16 protein-coding genes are annotated in these 20,026 nt (G+C 68.6%); 7 read left to right on the top strand and 9 right to left on the bottom strand.

The features are described 5' to 3' along the window. Window positions 1–97: 97 nt before the first annotated feature. Window positions 98–805 (bottom strand): phosphate signaling complex protein PhoU, encoded by a 708-nt coding sequence (gene phoU, locus ABZ004_RS37130; protein WP_355686477.1) that lies wholly within the window; start codon window positions 803–805, stop codon window positions 98–100. 196 nt (window positions 806–1,001) lie between these two features. On the opposite strand from phoU, the gene ABZ004_RS37125 reads away from it, so the two are divergent. The 3 genes from ABZ004_RS37125 (at window position 1,002) to ABZ004_RS37115 (ending at window position 4,120) form a co-directional block, all read left to right on the top strand. Beyond that, window positions 1,002–2,222, top strand: coding sequence for an ATP-binding protein (locus ABZ004_RS37125; protein ID WP_355686475.1), 1,221 nt, complete (start codon window positions 1,002–1,004; stop codon window positions 2,220–2,222). Further along, a complete protein-coding gene (locus ABZ004_RS37120) occupies window positions 2,219–2,896 on the top strand; it encodes a response regulator transcription factor (RefSeq protein WP_355686473.1) in 678 nt (225 codons plus the stop codon). Before ABZ004_RS37125 ends, ABZ004_RS37120 begins: the two co-directional genes overlap by 4 nt. A 69-nt stretch (window positions 2,897–2,965) precedes the next feature. Beyond that, a complete protein-coding gene (locus tag ABZ004_RS37115) occupies window positions 2,966–4,120 on the top strand; it encodes a lanthionine synthetase LanC family protein (RefSeq protein ID WP_355686472.1) in 1,155 nt (384 codons plus the stop codon). 24 nt (window positions 4,121–4,144) lie between these two features. Here ABZ004_RS37115 and ABZ004_RS37110 read toward each other — a convergent pair whose 3' ends face one another. Then, a complete protein-coding gene (locus ABZ004_RS37110) occupies window positions 4,145–4,684 on the bottom strand; it encodes a hypothetical protein (protein ID WP_355686471.1) in 540 nt (179 codons plus the stop codon). 253 nt (window positions 4,685–4,937) lie between these two features. Here ABZ004_RS37110 and ABZ004_RS37105 point away from each other — a divergent pair, with 253 nt between their 5' ends. The 3 genes from ABZ004_RS37105 to ispF are packed head-to-tail and all read left to right on the top strand — an operon-like array spanning window position 4,938 to window position 6,631. Continuing rightward, a complete protein-coding gene (locus ABZ004_RS37105; protein WP_112244668.1) occupies window positions 4,938–5,423 on the top strand; it encodes a CarD family transcriptional regulator in 486 nt (161 codons plus the stop codon). 45 nt (window positions 5,424–5,468) lie between these two features. Next, the gene (gene ispD, locus ABZ004_RS37100; protein ID WP_355686468.1) at window positions 5,469–6,164 is read left to right on the top strand and encodes a 2-C-methyl-D-erythritol 4-phosphate cytidylyltransferase; all 696 of its coding nucleotides are present in this window, start codon (window positions 5,469–5,471) and stop codon (window positions 6,162–6,164) included. After that, the gene (gene ispF / locus ABZ004_RS37095) at window positions 6,161–6,631 is read left to right on the top strand and encodes a 2-C-methyl-D-erythritol 2,4-cyclodiphosphate synthase (RefSeq protein WP_355686467.1); all 471 of its coding nucleotides are present in this window, start codon (window positions 6,161–6,163) and stop codon (window positions 6,629–6,631) included. Before ispD ends, ispF begins: the two co-directional genes overlap by 4 nt. A 25-nt stretch (window positions 6,632–6,656) precedes the next feature. Here the strand turns inward: ispF and ABZ004_RS37090 are convergent, their stop codons facing one another. From ABZ004_RS37090 to ABZ004_RS37075, 4 genes are all read right to left on the bottom strand, one after another. Beyond that, window positions 6,657–7,256, bottom strand: coding sequence for a DinB family protein (locus ABZ004_RS37090; protein ID WP_355686466.1), 600 nt, complete (start codon window positions 7,254–7,256; stop codon window positions 6,657–6,659). A 40-nt stretch (window positions 7,257–7,296) separates the two neighbouring features. After that, window positions 7,297–8,667, bottom strand: a complete 1,371-nt coding sequence (locus ABZ004_RS37085) for a M1 family metallopeptidase (protein WP_355686465.1) — start codon at window positions 8,665–8,667, stop codon at window positions 7,297–7,299. Beyond that, window positions 8,667–12,587 carry a Pls/PosA family non-ribosomal peptide synthetase gene (locus ABZ004_RS37080; RefSeq protein ID WP_355686463.1) on the bottom strand — a complete coding sequence of 1,307 codons (3,921 nt, stop codon included), beginning with the start codon at window positions 12,585–12,587 and terminating at the stop codon, window positions 8,667–8,669. Before ABZ004_RS37080 ends, ABZ004_RS37085 begins: the two co-directional genes overlap by 1 nt. A gap of 61 nt (window positions 12,588–12,648) precedes the next feature. Next, on the bottom strand, window positions 12,649–13,794 hold the full coding sequence (locus tag ABZ004_RS37075; protein WP_355686461.1) for a neutral zinc metallopeptidase: 1,146 nt from the start codon (window positions 13,792–13,794) through the stop codon (window positions 12,649–12,651). A 75-nt stretch (window positions 13,795–13,869) separates the two neighbouring features. On the opposite strand from ABZ004_RS37075, the gene ABZ004_RS37070 reads away from it, so the two are divergent. Next, window positions 13,870–15,555, top strand: a complete 1,686-nt coding sequence (locus ABZ004_RS37070) for a DUF2207 domain-containing protein (protein ID WP_355686459.1) — start codon at window positions 13,870–13,872, stop codon at window positions 15,553–15,555. Window positions 15,556–15,604: 49 nt separating this feature from the next. Here ABZ004_RS37070 and ABZ004_RS37065 read toward each other — a convergent pair whose 3' ends face one another. From ABZ004_RS37065 to ABZ004_RS37055, 3 genes are all read right to left on the bottom strand, one after another. Then, a complete protein-coding gene (locus tag ABZ004_RS37065; protein WP_355686458.1) occupies window positions 15,605–16,519 on the bottom strand; it encodes a neutral zinc metallopeptidase in 915 nt (304 codons plus the stop codon). A gap of 774 nt (window positions 16,520–17,293) precedes the next feature. After that, window positions 17,294–18,424: a neutral zinc metallopeptidase gene (locus ABZ004_RS37060; protein WP_355686456.1), complete on the bottom strand. Its 1,131-nt coding sequence runs from the start codon at window positions 18,422–18,424 to the stop codon at window positions 17,294–17,296. Window positions 18,425–18,534: 110 nt separating this feature from the next. Next, entirely contained in the window at window positions 18,535–19,839 is a 1,305-nt protein-coding gene (locus ABZ004_RS37055; protein WP_355686455.1) for a neutral zinc metallopeptidase, read from the bottom strand. Window positions 19,840–20,026 lie beyond the last annotated feature (187 nt).

Here is a 20,026-nt window from a genome sequence, read left to right as displayed (position 1 = left end):
TCACTCCGGCATGGGCCGCCCTGGCTGTCAGCGCATAGAGCCCTGGGCAAACAAGTGGCCCTCAGCAACCAGTTGGTTGCTGAGGGCCACTTTAATTCTAGTTGCCGTTCGGGGAAGGGGTCGAGGCGCCCGCGCCCGAGCCGGCTGCAGTGCCGCCGACGGCGACCGGGAGCTCGCCGGTGACCAGGTAGACGACCCGGCGGGCCATCGAGACGGCGTGGTCGGCGATCCGCTCGTAGTACCGGCCGAGCAGCGCGATGTCGACGGCCACCTCGACGCCGTGCGGCCAGGAGTCGTCCATCATCAGCCGGAACTGGCTGGTGCGCAGCTTGTCCATCTCGTCGTCGGCCGACTCCAGCGCGGTGGCGGCCTCGACGTCGCGGGTCTTGATCACGTCACCGGCGGCGTCGACCATCTGGCCGGCGACGGTGCTCATGTCCTCGATCACCTTGTGCAGCTCGGCCGGGATCGCCGGCGCCGGGTAGCGCAGCCGGGCGATCTTCGACACGTGCGCGGCCAGGTCGCCCATCCGCTCGAGGTCGGCGACCATCCGGAGCGCGGCGACCAGCATCCGCAGCTCGTTGGCGACCGGCGCCTGCCGGGCCATCAGCTCGAAGACCTTCTCCTCGACACCCTCACCGGCCGCGTCCAGTTGGATGTCGGCGGCAATGACTTCCTCGGCCTGCCGGATATCGGCGGTGAGCAGGGCAGTGGTGGAGCGGCGTACGGCGGTCGACACCGTCCGGGTCATCCGTTCGAGCTCGGCGAGGATGTCGTCGAGCTGCTCGTGATAGGTGTCGCGCATCGTTTCTGCTTCCGATCTGTGGTGTCCGGTCCTGCCCGGGCGGGAAAAGGCCCAGCCCGCCCACCGTGGACGGTATGCCGCCGAGGTTGCCGGTCGGCGACGAGTGGTGAACGCCCGATGAACAGTTATGACGTGTTCCGGTCATCAGGTGCTCATTCGGTCTTTCCCTCCCGGTTGCCCGCGTAGCATCGCTGATGTGGACCCCACGCTGGCTGCGGTGCTGGGCGGCGTCATCGGCGCGGCCCTGGCTCTGCTTTCACTCGGTGCGCTGATGCTCAGTGAGCGCGCCCAGCGCAAGATCCCGGTCTCCCCCGAGCCGATCGTACCCACCGGAGTGGCCACCGTCCTGTCCGTACTGCGCTCGTCGGCGGTCGTGATGGGCCCGGAGGACCAGGTGCTGCAGGCCAGCGCCCCGGCGCACGTGCTCGGCATCGTCCGGGGTGAGCGGCTGGTGGCCGACGACCTGCTGGAGATGGTCCGCGCGGTCCGCCGGGACGGTGAGATCCGGCAGCGGGACCTGGAGATCGTCCGCGGCCGGCTCGGCGCCACGCAGTACGTGAGTGCCCGGGTGGCCCCGCTCGGCAGCCAGCTGGTGCTGGTGCTGGTCGAGGACCGGACCAGGGAACGCCGCATCGACGCCATCCGGCGCGACTTCACAGTCAACGTCAGCCACGAGCTGAAGACCCCGATCGGCGCGCTGATCCTGCTCGCCGACGCGGTCTCCGAGGCCTCCGACGATCCCGAGGCCGTCCAGCGGTTCTCCGGCCGGATGCGGATCGAGGCATCCAGGCTGAGCCGGCTGGTCAAGGAGATCATCGAGCTGTCCCGGCTGCAGGGTGACGACCCGCTGGAGAATCCCGGCCCGGTCGACATCAGCGCCGTGGTCGAGCAGGCCGTCGACCGCTGCCGGGTGGACGCGGAGGACCGCGAGATCAACCTGGTGGTGAAGACCGATCCCGCGCTCGAGGTGATGGGCAGCGAGGACCAGCTGGCGATCGCGATCGGCAACCTGGTCGAGAACGCGGTCAACTACAGCCCGGACGGCACCCGGGTCGCGGTCGCCGCGCACCCGATCGGCGACCTGGTCGAGATCACCGTCAGCGACCAGGGCGTGGGGATCCCGAGCAGCGAGCTGGAACGCATCTTCGAGCGCTTCTACCGGGTCGACCGGGCCCGCAGCCGGGAGACCGGCGGTACCGGGCTCGGCCTGTCGATCGTCAAGCACATCGCGTCGATCCACGGCGGCGACGTGCGGGTCTGGAGCGTCGAAGGCCAGGGCTCGACCTTCACCGTGAGACTCCCGCTGCGGCTCGATCCCGCGACCGGGCAACCGACCGGCTCCACCATCCAGGAGGAGCCGGCCCTCGATCTGACGCCTACCCCGTCAGAGCACACCGCTAAGGAGGCAGCTTCGTGACCCGAGTGCTGGTCGTCGAAGACGAAGAAAGCTACAGCGACGCCTTGTCGTACGTCCTGCGCAAGGAAGGGTTCGAGGTCGCCGTCGCGGAGACCGGCCCGGACGCCCTGGACGAGTACGACCGGGCCGGCGCGGACATCGTGCTGCTGGACCTGATGTTGCCGGGCTTGTCCGGGACCGAGGTGTGCCGGGCACTGCGCAGCCGGGGCAACGTCCCGGTGATCATCGTCAGCGCCAAGGACACCGAGGTGGACAAGGTGGTCGGGCTCGAACTGGGCGCCGACGACTACGTCACCAAGCCGTACAGTCCGCGCGAGCTGCTGGCCCGGATCCGGGCGGTCCTGCGCCGCGGCCAGGACGTCGAGCTGCTGCCGGACACGCTGGAGGCCGGTCCGGTCCGGATGGACGTCGAACGCCACGTGGTCACGGTCGGCGGCACCGAGATCCGGCTGCCGCTGAAGGAGTTCGAGCTGCTCGAGATGCTGCTCCGCAACACCGGGCGGGTGCTCACCCGGGGACAGCTGATCGACCGCATCTGGGGCGCCGACTATGTCGGGGACACCAAGACCCTCGACGTCCACGTCAAGCGCCTCCGCTCCAAGCTGGAGAAGGACCCGTCGAGCCCGTCCCACCTGGTGACGGTCCGCGGCCTGGGCTACAAGTTCGAAGCCTGACCGGTACTACGCTCCGCCGGGTAACCGTTGGAGCGTAGTACCGGACCTCCCGCTGGCTAACCTGGCGCGATGACTGCAACCGATCTCGTCCGAGGTGCTGCTGACTGGCTGCTTCCCCACGTGGAAAGCAGTGAGTACCGGTCGCTGTACATGGGCCGAGCGGGAATGTTGCTGGCGCTGAACGAAGCAGCCCAGCACTTCGGCGACGAGCGGTATGCCGATGCAGTCGACGCCGGCGTCGCAGTACTGAGCACTGAGCTCGACAGTGTCGAGGACGCCTCCCTGTACGGCGGGCTGGCGGGCGTCGCCGTTGCGCTGCATGCTCTCGGTCGTCCTGATGCCGCGAAGCAGGCGCTGGACATGGTCCGGGACCGGTTCGACGGGCAGCGCTGGGGCGAGATGTTCGAGCTCCTCTTCGGCAACGCCGGCATCGGGCTCGGCGCGCTCTCCGCCGGCGACCTGGAGCTGGCCGTCCTGGCGGTGACGCCGTACGTCTCCACCGCGGATCAGACTCCAGGTGGGGTGAACTGGGCGGTGCGGCCGAGTCCGCCCCGGTCTCATCACGTCGCGCACGGGACGCTCGGCATCGTCTATGCGCTGGCTGCTGTCGGACAGACTGCGGGGCGGCAGGACCTCATCGACCTCGCGCTCGCCGGTGCAGCTGATGTCGTGAGCCGTAATGAGGCCGGTCCGGACGGCTTTCTCGTGCCGCACTCCGACCCGCAACACCGGCCGGAGCTCATCGAGCGCTACAGCCTCGGCTGGTGCAACGGCTCAGCCGGCGATGCACAGGTCTTTCGCCTGCTCGCTCAGGTCACCGGAGACACGATGTGGACCTCGCTCGGCGATGCCTGCTGGCACACGGTCACCCAGTCGGGCCTGCCGCGCCGGATCAGGCCGGGCTTCTGGGACAACCACGGGCGGTGCTGCGGGACCGCCGGCGTACTGGCCCTGGCTTGCGACCGGATCGTGGAACGTGGCGACGACTTCGCCTTCGCGGACCTTCTCGTCGAGGATCTCGCGAAGCACGCGATCGTCGACGAGACCGGTGTGCGCTGGTCGAACTACGAGTACCGCGACGACCCACCGGACCTCGAACCACAGCCCGGCTGGGCGATGGGCAACGCAGGCATCCTGCGCGAGTTACTCCGCTACACCCGACTGAAGTCCGGTGTCCCCGCTGGTTACGCGATCGACTGGCCGGATCATCCCGCGACTAGTTAGCTTAGGCCGCCGAGTCGGCCTGCCTCAGCCCTCGGCGCGCGGGGACGGGCTGTAGTGGTCCAGGGTGAGGACCGGGATGGAGGTGGTGATCGGGGCTGCCTTGCCGAAGGTGATGGTCACCTTGATCATGTCGCCGGGCTTACCGCCGGTGACCGTGACCGGGGACCCGGTGGACGGCGGCAGGGTGAGCGACTGGCCGACCTTCAGCGTCAGGGTGCGGACGTTGCCGAAGGTGACCTTGTCCGGGGCGTCCTGCGGCACGGAACCGTTCTGCACCGGGGCGTCGGCGGGGGCGCTCTCGATCGAGACCAGGGTGTCGTCACTGCCGCTGTTGTTGACGATCGCGGAGTGCAGTTCGCCCTTGCCGTCCTCGGAGGCGAGTACCAGCATGTTGCGGACGTCGATCCCGCCGGAGGCGGCGTTGGTGCCCTCGGCCGCCTGGTACGGCTGGTAGGTCTGGGCGGAGAAGCCCGCGCTGCAGGCGGTCACCGTGATGCTCAGCGTGACGGCGGCCGCGGTCAGGGCGGTCCGCCGGAAGGCCTGCGAGGACAACGTGATGGGCACTGGTGTTCCCTCTCCTACAACCCGGTCGATGCCGTCAGGCTTCAGCCTCCGGCGCAGCAAAGCGTAGCGAGCAGGTCGCCCGGACCCGACGGCGACTCCACCTTTCGGCGATGTCCCGGGCAACCATTACGCGCGTACGAGGCACGCGGGACAACGTTTGTCAAGGAGGGATATGGCCTCTGACCAGCGCAAACACCCGGACCGGACCAGCGTGCGCGTGGTAGGATAGGTCTCGGAAAGGGGCACGTGACATATGACTTTTTCAGTCGGCGAGACGGTTGTCTACCCGAATCATGGGGCAGCCGTTATCGAGGACATCGAGACCCGTCAGATCAAAGGTGAGGACAAGACCTATCTGGTCTTGAGGATCGTCGCTCAGAACGACCTGGTCGTCCGGGTCCCCGCGTGCAACCTCGATCTTGTCGGCGTGCGTGACGTCGTGGATCAGGCCGGTCTGGAGCGCGTCTTCGACGTGCTGCGGGCTCCGCACACGGAGGAGCCGACCAACTGGTCGCGACGCTACAAGGCGAACCTGGAGAAGCTGCACTCCGGTGACGTGATGAAGGTGGCAGAGGTCGTCCGCGACCTGTGGCGCCGAGAGCGTGACCGCGGTCTCTCCGCCGGTGAGAAGCGGATGCTGGCGAAGGCTCGCCAGATTCTGGTCTCCGAGCTGGCCCTGGCCGAACACACCAACGAGGACAAGGCGGAAGCCATCCTCGACGAGGTCCTCGCTTCTTAACCAGCTGGGCGCGGGACGTGATCGATCGTCCGGCATGATGACGTCGTGAGTACTGCGGCGATCATTCCGGCGGCCGGTCTCGGGCTGCGGCTCGGTGGCGAGGCACCAAAAGCATTTCGGGAGGTCGGTGGCGAATCGCTGCTGGTCCACGCCGTCCGTGGACTGAAGGCAGCGACCGCCGCCGACCTCGCGTGCTTTGTGATCGCTGTTCCTCCCGGCACCGAGGATCTCGTCAGCAAAGAACTGATGCCGTACTGCGAGGGCGCGCGGCTGCTGGTTGTTGCCGGCGGCTCCGAGCGCACCGACTCGGTCCGGCTGGCTCTCGACCTGGTCCCGTACGACGGGATCGACTGCATCCTGGTCCACGACGCCGCCCGATCGTTCGTACCCCCCGAGGTCATCGACCGGGTGGTGGCTGCTGTGCGTGCCGGCGCGCCTGTCGCCGTACCGGTCCTCCCGGTCACCGACACGATCAAGCGGGTCGACGAAGCCGGCCGGGTGGTCGACACACCGGATCGCCGGACCCTGGTCGCCGTACAGACTCCGCAAGGCTTCGAGCCTTCCGTACTGCGGCGTGCGCATGCGGGTGATGGCACCGGAGCGACCGATGACGCGATGCTGTGCGAGCGGCTCGGAGTGACCGTGCAGACCGTCGAAGGGTCCGAGGATGCCTTCAAGGTGACCCGGCCGCGGGACCTGTTGCTGGCCGAGTGGTTGCTCACGGAAAGGCGCAAGGCGTGAAGATTCCGCGCGTGGGCACGGGCATCGACGTCCACCCGATCGAGGAAGGCCGGCCGATGTGGCTGGCCGGATTGCTGTGGCCGGAGGAGACCGCCGGGCCGTCCGGGCACTCTGATGGCGATGTGGCAGCACATGCCGCCTGCGACGCCCTGCTGAGCGCAGCCCGCCTCGGCGACCTCGGTTCGAACTTCGGTACGTCGGAACCTCAGTGGGCCGGTGCGTCCGGCGCCACCCTGCTTGCAGAGGCTGCCCGTCGAGTAAGGGCGGCCGGCTTCGAGATCGGCAACATCACCGTCCAGGTGATCTGCAACCGACCCAGGTTCGCCGCCCGCCGCGAGGAGGCCGAGAAGGCCCTCAGCGCGGCCTGCGACGCCGAGGTCTCGGTCAGCGCAACCACCACCGACGGCCTGGGCCTCACCGGCCGAGGCGAAGGAATAGCCGCCCTGGCAACAGCCCTCGTCTACTGAGCCTTGCTGTTGCCGACGGCATCGGTCAGGAAGTCCGCGGTCTCCTGCTGGTTCGCCCATCGGGCCCAGCCACAACCGGGTCCTTGGCGTGCTGGCCCCGGTAGACATCGAGGACTGTGCCGACCTCGGCGCCGTGGTGGATCAGTTCGTCCAGGATGTGCAGGGCGAAGTCGGTGCCGTCGTGTTCGGCGTACGGGCCGGCGATGGGGCCCAGCGGCCGGCCGAGGGCCTCGGGGGTGAGTGCGGCGAGCCGGCCGCGCCAGACGGCGTACGCGTGCTCGAGAGCCGTGATCGCATCGGCGGCGCTTCCTGGTACCGGCGGCTGGCCGTCGGCGGGGTCCAGGTCCAGACCGAACCAGGTCGCGGTCCGGTCCTCCTGCAGGATGTCGACGATGTGCGCGATCCGCCAGGCGACGGTCGTGAACGGTGGCGGCTCGATCGGCACCCGGTCGGCGTCCGGGCCGAACCCGTCGTGCCGGAAGCCGTCAGCGGTCTTGCGGACTGACCAGATGCCGTCGAACGGCTCCCAGAAGTACTCGTCGTCGGTCAGCCCGTCGACCCGGTTCCGGAGGCGCTGCCAGGCGAAGTCGGACAGGTCCAGGAGGTTCTCGGTGAGTGTCTTCATGACCATCACGCTAGAACCTGCTGCGGACAGGATCGGTCCGCTAGGAACGGCGTCGCCGCGAACCTCGGGGCAGGTCGGGCAGCTCGCCGGCATCCAGCCAGACCGCGAACAACGCCAGTGTGGCATCCGGATCGGGCGAGAACGTCTGGGCGAGCGCGATGAACTCTTCGGTCGTCACCGAGCCGTGCCGATGGGTCTTGGTCCAGCTGCGGAGCAGGTCGAAGAACGCGTCGTCGCCGAGTTGCTGGCGCAGTACGTGCAGGGTGATCGCGCCGCGTTTGTAGAGGCGGTCGTCGAACATCAGCTCCGGGCCGGGATCCGAGAGCACCAGATCCTGATCCAGGCCCCGCAGCCGGCTGTGCGCCTTCGAGACCTGCTGGGCCGCCGTCAGACCGCCCGAATCCTCCGACCACAACCACTCGGCGTAGCAGGCGAAACCCTCGTTCAGCCAGATGTCATGCCAGTTGGACGGGGTCAGGCTGTTGCCGAACCACTGGTGGGCCAGCTCGTGCGCGACCAGTCGTTCCGCTCCGCGCTTGCCGTCGACATGGTTGGTGCCGAAGACCGAGATCCCCTGTGCCTCAAGGGGAATCTCCAGCGGGTCATCGGTCACCACGACGGTGTAGCCGCCGAAGGGGTAGGGCCCGAACAGCCGGCTGAAGAGCTTCATCATGTCCTGCTGCCGGCCGAAGTCGGAGCGGAACTCCCGGACCTGGGAGGCGGGCAGCACGGCGCGGGTCGTGACCGGCGACGTGGCCAGCTCGAGTACGTCGTACCGGCCGATCTGGACGGTGGCGAGGTAGGTCGCCATCGGCGCGGCCTGGTCGAAGACCCAGCTGGTCCGGCTGGCCTTCGTCCGGCGGGAGACGAGTCGCCCGTTCGCGACCACCTGGTACGGCGAATCGGTGGTGATCGTGATCCGGTAGTGCGCCTTGTCGCCGGGATGGTCGTTGCAGGGGAACCAGGTCGCGGCCCCGCACGGCTGGCTCGCGACGATCACGCCTTCGGTGAGCTCCTCCCAGCCGAGTTCGCCCCAGGCGCTGTCCACCGGCGCGGGATTCCCGGCGTACTGGACGTCGACGGTGAACTCCGCGCCGTCGGCGATGTCGGTGGCGGGCCAGATGTAAAGCTTGCCGTTGCGGTGTGCGTACCGGCCGGGGCGACGGCCGTTGACCGCGACCTTGGCGACCCGCAGGCCGGTCAGGTCGAAGCTCAGCCGGGACAGTGCGTGGGTGGCGACGGCCGTGATCGTCGCCTTGCCGGTCAGCCGGTTGCTGTTGACCCGGTAGTCGATGTCCAGTTCGTACGACTCGACCTTGTAGCCGCCGTTGCCGTGCCCGGGGACATACGGATCGCCGCTGTCAGCACCAGGCTGGCCCTTGATTTCCGGTTTCGGTTCACGCGAGACCATCAACCCTGCCAGGGCGCGATCGGGTTGCCGGCCCAACGGGACCCGGCCGGCACGGTCTCGCCGCGCATCACCAACGACACCGGGCCGACGGTCGCGCCCTCGCCGATCGAGGCCGCCGGCAAGATGATGCCGTGCGGCCCGAGAGTGGACCCGGGACCGAAGGTGACGGTACTCATGGACATCACCCTGTCATGGAACAGGTGCGTCTGAAGAACGCAGCCGCGATTCACCGTGACACCGTCGCCGAGCGTGATCAGATCGGCCTCGGGCAGCCAGTAGGTCTCACACCAGACCCCCTTGCCGATCTTCGCGCCGAGGGTGCGCAGCCAGAGCGTCAGCACCGGCGTACCGGCGGCGGCGTTGGCGAACCAGGGCGCGGCGACCATCTCGACGAAGGTGTCCACTACCTCGTTCCGCCAGACGAACGAGCTCCACAGGGGATACTCGATCGCCTTGGTCCGGCCGACGATGACCCACTTCGAGATCGTCGCCATCGCGCCGGCGACGGCTCCCGCGGCGAGGATCACGGCGCCGGAGAGCAGGAACGTCGGCCACGGTCCGAGCCAGAGATCGAGCCCCTGCAGGGCGAACAGCACGCCGAGCGCGATCAGCACCGTGCACATCATCGGGACGAACCGGCACAGCTCGACCGCGGCCCGCGCGAATTTCAGCCGCAACGGCGGGTTGAATGTTCGGCTCTGGTCGGCACCGACGGCCTGGCGACGCAGCTTCACCGGCGGACTGCCCAGCCAGGACGTGCCCGCCTTCGACTTCTTCGGAGCGGCAGACAGTACTGCGACCAGCCCGTTCTTCGGCACCGAGCGACCGGGCGCGGTCATCCCCGAGTTGCCGAGGAAGGCCCGCTTGCCGACCTTCGCCCCGGCCACGTGCAACCAGCCACCGCCCAGCTCGTACGACGCGATCATCGTGTCGTCGGCGAGGAACGCGCCATCGCCGACCGTCGTCATCTTCGGCAGCAACAGCACGGTCGAGGCCTCGACGTCGCGGCCGATCTTCGCGCCGAGCGCCCGCAACCACCACGGGGTGAGCAGGCTGGCATAGAGCGGGAAGAGCAGTGTCCGAGCCGAGTCCAGCAGCCGTTCGGTCGCCCAGACCTGCCACCCGATCCGGCTGCGCACGGGATAGTGGCCGGGCTTGATCCCGATACCGAGCAGTCGTACGCCGATCAGTGTCAGCACCGCCAGCATCGCGAATCCGACCAGCGTCATCAGGGGGATCGCCCACAACGCCTGGACTGCGGCGTTGCCGAGGGAGGTGGTGCCGCGGACGGCGTGGCCGAGGATCAGGACAGCAAGGATTCCTGCCGCCAGTGGAAGAAGGGACATCAAGGCCGAAGCAGCGCCGTACGCGAGAACCCACCACGGGGCGCGAGCCGGGCGTTCCTCCGGCCACGGGTGCCGAGCCCGGCCGACCCTGCTCGCCGGTGATCCGGACCAGCGCTCGGCCGGCGGGACCTTGCCGGACACTGCCGACCCAGCGGCGATCTCGGCGTTGCGGCCGATCTCTGCGCCCGGAAGCAGCGTGCTGCGCGATCCGACCACGGCCTCGGCGCCGACGGTGACGGTGCCGATGTGCAGACGGTCGCCGTCGATCCAATAGCCGGACAGGTCGACCTCTGGCTCGATCGATGCGCCGCGGCCCATCGTGAGGAAGCCCGTCACCGGTGGCAGGGTGTGCAGGTCGACCCCGCGACCGACCTTCGCGCCGAGAGCCCTTGCGTAGTAGGCGATCCAGGGTGCTCCGGCCAGGTTGGCGGCACCTGCGGCGTCGGCAAGGTTCTCTGCTGCCCACAGTCGCACGTGGACGCTACCGCCGCGTGGATAGATGCCGGGCTTCAAGCCACGCAGCAGGAGTCGCGCACCGACGACAGAGATGCCCATGCGGCCTGCTGGCGTGATCAGGATCAGCCAGCCGGCCAGGATCCACCACCAGGACACAGTGCGCATCCATGGGTGCGGTCCGTCCGACCAGGCGAGCAGGTTGTTCAGAGTGAAAAGCCAGACGAGCCAGCGAACACCGACAACGGTCTGGAGCAACAAGGTCAAAGCAGTCTGCAGCAGTTGCGTCCCGGGTGGTGTCGGCCGGACCTCGCGGATCTCGATCGGCTGTAGGGAGGTGCCGAACGAGTCCAGCCGATCAGCGAGTGCGCCTAGTCGCGGGTACTCGTAGATGTCACCGACCGTCGCGTCCGGGTAGCGCTCTCGCAGCAGAGAGACCAGCTGGGCGGCGCCGAGACTGCCACCGCCATGCAGGAAGAAGTCGTTGTCCGCACCGGTCACCGTGGCACCGAGCACCTTGGTCCAGCGCTCTGCAAGCCATCCCGCTGTCCCGTCCAGCTCAGCCGGCGGCCCGTCGGTGTCCATCCCAGGCAGTGGCCAAGGCAGTGCGTTGCGGTCGACCTTGCCGGACGTCCTGGTCGGCAGAGTGTCGGTGACAGCCAGCAGCGGAACCAGAGCAGCAGGCAGCTCTTCGCGAAGCCGTGCTGTCGCAGCGGTGGTGTCGAACGCTTCAGGATCCTCCGGTACTACGTAGCCCACCAGCAGCTGATTCCCCGCGGCACTAGCCCGTACTGCGGCCGCAGCGCCCGTGACACCAGGTAGTGATTGCAGGGCCGCGTCCACTTCGCCCAGCTCGATCCGGCGGCCGCCCAGTTTGATCTGCTCGTCCGCGCGCCCCTGGAACACCAGGCCCTCGGCCTCGTTGCGCACCAGGTCGCCACTGCGATACGCCCGCTCCCACCCCAGCGACGGCATCGGCGCGAACTTCTCCGCGTCCTTGGCGGGATCGAGGTACCGGGCCAGCCCGACGCCGCCGATGATCAGCTCACCGGTCCCGCCCTCCGGCACTTCGTTGCCTTCGGCATCCACTACCGCAAGGTCCCAGCCGTCCAGCGGCAGCCCGATCCGGACCGGCCCTTCGCCGGTCAGCTGGGCACCGCAGGCGACGACGGTCGCCTCCGTCGGGCCGTAGGTGTTCCAGACCTCGCGACCGTCGACCGCGAGCCGCTCGGCCAGCTCGGGCGGGCAGGCCTCGCCGCCGAAGATCAGCAGCCGGACCTGGTCGAGCGCGTCGGCCGGCCACAACGCGGCCAGCGTCGGCACGGTCGACACGATCGTGATGCCCTGCGCGACCAGCCATGGGCCGAGATCCATCCCGCTGCGGACCAGCGACCGTGGCGCGGGCACCAGGCAGGCGCCGTACCGCCAGGCCAGCCACATCTCTTCGCAGGAGGCGTCGAAGGCGACCGACAGGCCGGCCAGCACCCGATCCTCCGGGCCGATCGGTTCGTCCGGCAGGAACATCCGGGCCTCGGCGTCGACGAAGGCGGCCGCCGAGCGATGCGTGACGGCGACGCCCTTCGGGACGCCGGTCGAGCCCGAGGTGAAGATGATCCAGGCGTCGTCGTCCGGCGCCGGACCGTCGGACGCCGATCGTCGCGGCGCCGCCGGGTCACCGGGGCCGTCCATCCGGGCGGAGTACGGGAAGTCGTAGTACCCGTCCTCGTCCGGTTCCGGGATCGGCCGGCTGCTGGTGATCTCCAGGTCGTCGGTGACGATCGCGGCGACGCCGGCCTCACCGAAGACCAGTTCGGCCCGCTCCTCGGGGTCGTCCGCGTCGACCGGGACGTAGGCCGCGCCGGCTTGCAGGGTGCCGAGGATCGCGACGTACAGGTCGTTGTGGCCGGATGAGATCCGGACGCCGACCCGGTCGCCCGGGCCGACGCCGAGGTCGGTCAGCCGGCGGGAGAACTTGGCGATCTGGCGGAGCAGTTCGCTGTAGCTGAGGGCCACGCTGCCGTCGTCGAGCGCCGGCTCGTCCGGGTGGCTCACCGCAGTCGCCTGCAGGATGTCCACCAAGGTTCGCTCGGGCGGAGCGCTGTCCCCCCGTCGCAAAGTCACGGGCCGGATGATACGCCGCTCAGCTGTCCGGTTCTGAAACTCTGCGCAGCGTGGACACCAACTAGTTCACCAGTTTGACCGGTGCGGCGAACGTGTTGCAGGCCTTCGTCTCGCCGATGTTGAAACCGTTCTCGATCCAGAAGCCCTGGCTGGTGGCCAGACCGTGCGTCCGCTCGTCCTCGGGCGTGTCCTCGGTCTCGCCGAAGCTGTTGCTGGCCTGGTACTCGAACTCCTTCAGCCGGTTCGTCAGCGGATAGGACTTCTCCACCGCCTTACTGAAGACGCCACCCAGACAGGAGGCCTGCAGTTCGTTGCGGCGTGAACTCTCCAGCTTCTGGGCCGGGTGGTCCTGTAGGTAGACGGCCCGCGCATAGAACAGCCCACTGACGCCCTGGACGTGGTGGCCGTACTCGTGCGCGATCGTCATCAGGTACGCCAGGTCCTCCTTCGGACCGAACGCCTTGTTCATCTGCAGCACGTCCGTGTACATCACGTGGTTGCCGTAGCAGTAGAACGCGAGCACCCGGCCGGACAGCGGCTTGAAGGCGCCGCACGGAGTACTGACCGGCTTGTCGAACACGACCAGGCCCGGGTCCGGCTGGCTCTCGCCCAGCTTCTGGAAGACCGGCCGCCAAGCGTCGTTGAGGCAGCTGAACAGCTTGGTGTAGTAGCGCTTCTGGGCCGCCAGGCTGCCGTCACCGAGCTTCTCGGCCGGGCAGTTCATCTCCTGCAGCGCACCGGCTTGGTAGAGCGGGCTGTTCAGCAGGTAATCCTCGGCCGAACCCTTCTCCGGGTTCGTGGTGGCCGTCGGCACGATCGAGGGACCACTGACGCCCGGGTCGGCGGTCGTGTCCGTGCTGCCGCCCAGCATGACGCCGAGCACGGCCAGCGTGATGCCGAGGAAGGAGACCACGACGAAGCCGAGCAGCACGAGCCGGAGTGCACCCGACTTGCGGCGCTGGGGCTGGAAGCCGTTGAACTGCCCGGGACCGCCGTAGTACGGCTGCGCCCACTGGCCCTGCTGCTGCGGGTACTGACCCGGCTGCTGGTACTGCGGGTAGCCGCCGGGCTGTTGCTGCGGCGGATAGGGGTACTGCTGTGGCGGCCCCTGCTGCTGCCAAGGGGCTGCCTGCGGCGGGGGCAGTACGCCGGGCGGGGGAGCCGGCCGGTCCTGGGGACGGCCGCCATACCCGTACGGGTTGCTCACGTGTCGTTGCCCCTTCTCCACAGCCGGCTTCTGGCGAGTTCGCAGAGCGAACCGGCACGAGACTACTCTCGTGCCATGTCACTGAAGCGCCGCCTCTTGCCGGCCGCCCTGTTCGTGTCTTTCGCGACCGCGTTCGTTGCCCTCGGCACAGTCCCCGCGCAGGCGGCGGACGACCAGATCACCGGGTACAGCGCCGAGGCCACCTTGACGCGTGACGGCGTCCTGCAGGTCAAGGAGACCGTCGACCTGACCGCGGGCGGCGACACGTTCACCCGGACCCTGACCGACCGGGTCCGCTCCGATGCCGAGCGGGACCGCACCTACGACATCAGCGATGTGTCGGCCACGGTGAACGGTCAGCCCGCGCAGGGCTTCGAGAACAAGAGTGTCGACAACGGCCGGCAGCTCAGTCTCCAGGCGTCCGGCAAGGCCAAGATCGTCTACAGCTACACCGTGCACAACGTGGTGGCCGACTCGACCGAGGGCCGCGAGGTGAGCTGGCCGATCGTGCAGGGCTTCCGGACCTCGATCCCGAAGGCCACCGTGGTCGTCAACGTCCCGTTCGCCACCTGGGTGACCTGCTTCGCCGGCCGGACCGGTTCGAGCATGCCCTGTACGTCGTCGCAGCTGGCCGAGTCCGCCGCTCTGCAGATCGAGCAGAACGGTGTGCCGGCCGGCGGCCGGCTGACCTTCCTGACCGGCCTGAGTGACCAGGCCACGGTCAAGCCGAACGCGAAGTTCGCGACCCGCTGGACCCTCGGCCACGCCTTCACCGTCGACTCCTCGACGCTCGGGTTGAGCGCCTTGCTGCTGGGCCTCGGCCTGCTCGGGGCACTCGCGCTGTGGCTCCTCCGCGGTCGTGACGCGGGCAAGACGGCGGCCGGCGTCCCGGAGCGTCCGGTGCTCGACGGTGCCGACGGGCCGCAGTTCGCCGCGCCGGACGGGATCCGGCCGGGGCAGGTCGGCACCGTGGTCGACGAGACCGCCGACGTGGTGGACATCACCGCGACTCTGCTGGACCTTGCCGTGCGCAACTACCTGACGATCGAGGAGCTGCCGCGCGAGACGCAGTTCGGCAAGCTGGACTGGCAGCTGCGTCGTCTGAACGCGGGCGGTCCGGAACTCCTGCCGTACGAGAAGGCCTTGCTGGACGCGGTTTTCGCGGACGGGGAGACGGTCGTGGTCTCCGCCCTCGGCACCTCGCTGCGGCCTCGGCTCAACCTGGTTCGCGAGCAGCTGTACGCCGATGTCGTCACGCAGGGGTGGTTCGCGAGCCGGCCGGACGCAGTACGGAACCGCTGGACGACGGCGGGACTCGTGCTGCTCGGTGCTGGGGTGTTGCTGACGATCGTGCTGGCCATCGTGACGAAGTTCGGCCTGGTGGGCTTCGCAGTCATGCTCGCTGGTGCTGCCTTGACGCTGGTCGGCCAGGTTGCTCCTGCGCGAACGGCTCGTGGCGCCGCCGTACTGGGTCGTGTGGCTGGGCTGCAGGCGTACTTGAGCAATGAGTCGTCGGCCGATCTGCCGCAGAGTCACCGGCTGGAGTTCGCATCACGGTGCCTGCCGTACGCCGCCGTACTGGGCCTGACGGAGAAGTGGGCGCTGGAGATCGCCGCGACGGACGACGACGCCGACCCGGACGCGGGCATCGGCTGGTACTCCGGCCCGGAGAACTGGCACCTGTCCGACATCGGCGAGTCGCTGTCGAACTTCGTCACCGCTTTCGGCGGCACCTTGTCGCACGCCCGTCGCTTGTTCTGATTCCTCTTGTAAATAAGGGCCCCCTGGTTCTCCAGGGGGCCCTTATTGCTTAGTAGGTGTACTGCGGTGGTGACTGGAAGGTGTTGCAGAAGCGCGGGTCGCGGAAGCCGATCCCGCGGGTGGACCAGAAGTTGTGGTTCACCTTCGCGCCGTGGTCGCGCACCTTCGGCTTGGAGAACTCGTCACCGGCGTTGGCGACGGCGAACTTCCAGCTGGCCAGCAGTTCGCCCTTGAGCGGGATGAACTGCGCGTCCGCGCCGAGGTACGCCGAGCCCAGGCAGGACGCCTGCAGTTCGCGCTTGCGGCTCTCCAGCAGCCGCATGTTGGGATCGGCCATCGTCGCCTGCCGGGCGAACGAGGCGCCGAAGATGCCGGTCAACTGCTGGACATGGTGGCCGTACTCGTGCGCGAACGTGTTCAGCATCCACGCGCGGGTGTACATCGGGTTCACCTTGTAGTTGTTGTAGTCCACGTTGAACGGCATGTAGATCGCCTCGTTGGCGCCGCAGTAGAAGCCGCGGGTGCCACGCTCGACGCCACACGGCGTCTTGACCGTGTTGGCGTAGACGATCACGTGCGGCGCCCGGAACGGCAGCCCGGCCTTCTTCATCGCCAGCCACCAGGTGCGGTTCAGACACGGCAGCATCCGGTTGTAGTAGGCCTTCACCGCGGCGAAGTTGGTCGGCCGGTACGGCGGTTCGGGGCAACGGGATGCCTGCAGAGCGCCGACCGCGTAGAGCTTGTTCTTCGCGACCAGCTCGTACGGCGTGGGTTGGCGCGGCTTCTTCGTCGGCTTCGCCGTGGGCGTCGGGCTCGGAGTTTCGCTCGGCGTCTCGGACGGGGTGGCGCTCGGTGACTCGGACTGGACGACCGACGGGGTGTCGGTCGCGGTCGTCTTGTTGTCGTCGTTGCCGCTGCGGAGCGCGTAGGTCACCCCGGAGCCGACGACCAGCACGGCAAGCACGACCAGACCGATCAGCAGACCCTTCGGCGTACGCCGCGGCTTCCTCCTTCGGCCCGCACCCGGCGGCTGCGGAATCGGAATCGGCGGATACTGCCAACTCGGCTGCCCACCCTGCTCCGCCCCCTGGTACGGAGCCGCGCCAGCCCAAGAACTCCCCTGAGGCGAAGCGGACCAACCGCTCTGAGGCGGAACAGACCCAGAACCGGTTGGCGCTTGGTGTCGGGGTGTGACAGGCCGGCCAGAGCTACCTGGTACGCCCGGAACTGGTCCACCAGCCGCAGGTCCACCAGGTGCGCTGCCGCCGGGTGCCCGGTTGGGTGGGGCGGCGTGTTGGCCTCGGGGTGGTTGCTGGGCGCCGTACGGCGGTCGGTCCGGCGTCTGCCATCCGCTGCTCGGCGCAGGCCGCTTCGGCTGCTGCCAGCCACCCTGCCCGGGCTGTTCCGGCGTCGGCCGTCCACCCTGAGCGGCAGGCTGCTCCGCGGCGGGTGGCCTTGGCTGGTGCCAGCCACCCTGACTTCCGGGCTGCTCAGCGGCGGGTGGTCTCGGCTGCTGCCAGCCACCTTGACCGGGCTGCTCGGGTGTTGGGCCGGCCGGCTGGTCCGGGGTGGTGGGGGGTGCGGGGCGTAGGTATTCCGGTTGCTTCTCGGTGGACTCGGTCCACCAGAGGGGCGACTGGCCATCCCGGCGGGCCGGCGGCTCGGTGGGCTGTTCGCCCTCCGGCTCCGGCTCGTCCCGCCCCGGGGGTGGTTTCCAGTTGTCCGACATCGATACTCCTCACGAGACCTTGCTGGCCGAAGCCGTGAACGTGTTGCAGTTGGCGCTGTTGAGCGTGTTGAAGCCGCGCGCGGTCCAGTACTGATGGCTGGCTCGCGCGCCATGGTCCCGCGGTCCACCGCGGCTGTTCTCGTCACCGGTCTGCGCTTCGACGTACCGGCGGTAGATCGTCAGGTCGAGTCCAGTGATGCCATATGGAACCTTGTTGGCTCCCATGAAAGCAGTGCCGAGACAGGACGCCTGCAGTTCCACCCGGCGGCTCAGCTCGAGCTGTGTCTCGCGGTCCGGCGCGTCGTACTGCAGTTGCCGCACGGCCGCGCTGATGCCGGTCAGCCGCTGCAGGTGGTGCCCGAACTCCCGAGCGGCCGAGTAAGTCACATACATCCGCGCAAAAGCCCGGTTGCTCGGGTCGGCGGCGCGGGTCCACAGCTTGATGTCGTCGTCGAACTTCAAGTACAGCGTCTGACTCGCGTCGCAGTAGAACGCCCCCGACGAGCCACCTGCGCAGGGCGCCTGCACCTTGCCGGACCAGAACAGCACCCGGGGAGCCGTGTAGGTGTCACCGGCCGCCTTGACCTTGCCGGCCCAGGTGCGGTTCAGGCAGCCGACCAGGTTGGCGTAGTACGCCTTGACGGCCTGGCGGGTGCTCAGGGCAACCTGTGGCTCCCGGCAGCCGACCGTGGTCAGGGCTCCGGTGGCGTAGAGCGGGTCACTCGTGACGGTTTTCATACTGTCCTGCGACGCCCCGCCGTCGTCCGGGGTTCCTGGCGCATCGTCCTGCGGCGTCTGGCTCGCTGTCGGGCCTACTAGTCCGACCCCGGGCACCGGCGCCAGAGTGGTGAAGGTATCGTCACGCAGAGCGACCGCAGCGATCACGACGGCCACCGCGACGCCACCGAGCAGGAACAAACTGACCACGAGGCCGGTACGACGGCGCTTCGGCTGCGGGCCGCCGTGCTGGATCTGGCGCTTTCCGCCGAAGTCCGGTCCCCAGCCGACCGGCGGTGGTGCTGGCTCGCCCCCCGGCGTCCCCGGCAGCGGCTGGCTGCCGTAAAGCGGTATTGAGCCGTCGGGCAATGGTCCCGGCGGCTGATGCGGCCCTGGTGGCTCGCCCCGTTCTTGGTTGGGCACGGTTGTTCCTCATCCCCCCGGGACACACAAGGCGTGATCCGGGGGACCAGGCTAACCACCCGGACCACTGTTCGTCTGCACCGCCGGTGCGGCGTACGCCGGCCGCAGGGCTAGTACACCCTGTTCGAGGGCGCCGTGAACGTGTTGCACGCGGCCGGATTGCGGGTCTGGTAGCCGCGCAGCGCCCAGTACTTGTGGTTCACCGCGTCGCCGTGGTCGTTGTTGTAGTCGGTCACGTTGCCGATCAGGAACGCCCACTGCGTGTAGGACTGGCCGGTGATCGGGTAGGTCCGCCGGTTCGCGCCGATGAAGATGTCGCTGAAGCAGGACGCCTGGAGCTCGAGCCGCCGGGTCATCTCCAGCTCGGCCGACTGTGTCGACGCCTCGTAGCGCATGTTCGCGTTGGCCTGCAGGATGCCCGTCATGCTCTGGATGTGGTGGCCGAACTCGTGCGCGAACTGGTGCAGCATCCACATCCGCGCCCAGACCTTGTTGTAGTTCTGCGGCCACTTGTTGTAGAAGCCGACGTCCTGGCTGAGGTTCATGTAGATGGTGTCGTTGCTTCCGCAGAAGAACGGCGGCCCGGTGTCACTCATGGAGCCGCACGGGGACTGCACCGTGCCGGTGAAGGGCTGCAGGTTCGGCACGCGCATGGTGGCGCCGGCCCGCCTGACGTAGGGCGTCCAGGCGCGGACAAGGCAGGCCCGGAGGTTGATGTAGTTGGCCGTGGCGCCGGCTGCGGTCGACTGCCGCGCACGGGACTCCCGGCAACCGACCGAGGCCATCACGCCGCTCGAGTACAGCTTGTTCCGGCTGACCATCTCGTAGTCGGTCGGTCCTCGCTTGACCGGCGGCCTGACCGACGTTCGCGGCGCAGTCGGCTTTGTCACAGTCGGCTTGGTGGTGGTCGGCTGCTGCGTCGGAGGCGCCGTCGACGGCCCGATCGTCGGCGACTCGTCCGGAGTCGGGTCGTACGTCGGGCTGTAGCTGGGGTCTGAGGTCGGGGTGTAGTACGGCGAATCGGCCGAGCTGCTGTTGTGCTTCAGGAAGCCGCTGATCAGCGACAGCAGGACGACCGCGCCGACCAGGCCGCCGACGACGAGCAGGATCGCGAGCGCGGGGCCCTTCTTCTTCGGGCGCTGCGGTCCACCGGGAGGCGCACCCCAACCGAGCCCGTGCGGCAATTGCGGGCCGGGCGGCCTACCCCCGGCGTACAGGGGCTGTTGTGGTGGTTGCCAAGGTTGCGGGGCGAACGGGCCGGGCGGCGGGACCTGACCAGGAGGCGGCGGGTAGCCACCCTGAGGCTGTGGATAGCCGCCCTGTGGGTACTGACCGGGCTGGTACGGACCCTGGCCACCGGGCGGGGGCTGCTGCGGCGGGTACTGCCCGGGTGGGCCCCACTGGTTGTCGGACACGCGCGCTCCACTGCCCGCAAGTGGACGTCAAGCACGACCCGGGGCGCAGCCGCGCAGAGGCCGACGCTATCGGAGTCCCGGCTCAACCGAACCGTCCGGCCCCAGCTGCTCCCGCCTCTCACCTTTCTCTTCCACCCCCGCTGCCGCAGAACGTTGCGGTGGGCATGAGTCGCGGTATGGTGCCCGT

Source organism: Kribbella sp. NPDC006257 (assembly GCF_040613535.1).
Taxonomy (GTDB): domain Bacteria; phylum Actinomycetota; class Actinomycetes; order Propionibacteriales; family Kribbellaceae; genus Kribbella.
This window is presented reverse-complemented; position numbering and strand designations above follow the sequence as displayed.

Bases quoted from the DNA above. Each gene is read 5' to 3' on its own strand.
- phoU (WP_355686477.1), bottom strand. From the start codon at position 805: ATGCGCGACACCTATCACGAGCAGCTCGACGACATCCTCGCCGAGCTC.
- ABZ004_RS37115 (WP_355686472.1), top strand. From the start codon at position 2,966: ATGACTGCAACCGATCTCGTCCGAGGTGCTGCTGACTGGCTGCTTCCC.
- ABZ004_RS37105 (WP_112244668.1), top strand. From the start codon at position 4,938: ATGACTTTTTCAGTCGGCGAGACGGTTGTCTACCCGAATCATGGGGCA.
- ABZ004_RS37090 (WP_355686466.1), bottom strand. From the start codon at position 7,256: ATGAAGACACTCACCGAGAACCTCCTGGACCTGTCCGACTTCGCCTGG.
- ABZ004_RS37085 (WP_355686465.1), bottom strand. From the start codon at position 8,667: ATGGTCTCGCGTGAACCGAAACCGGAAATCAAGGGCCAGCCTGGTGCT.
- ABZ004_RS37070 (WP_355686459.1), top strand. From the start codon at position 13,870: ATGTCACTGAAGCGCCGCCTCTTGCCGGCCGCCCTGTTCGTGTCTTTC.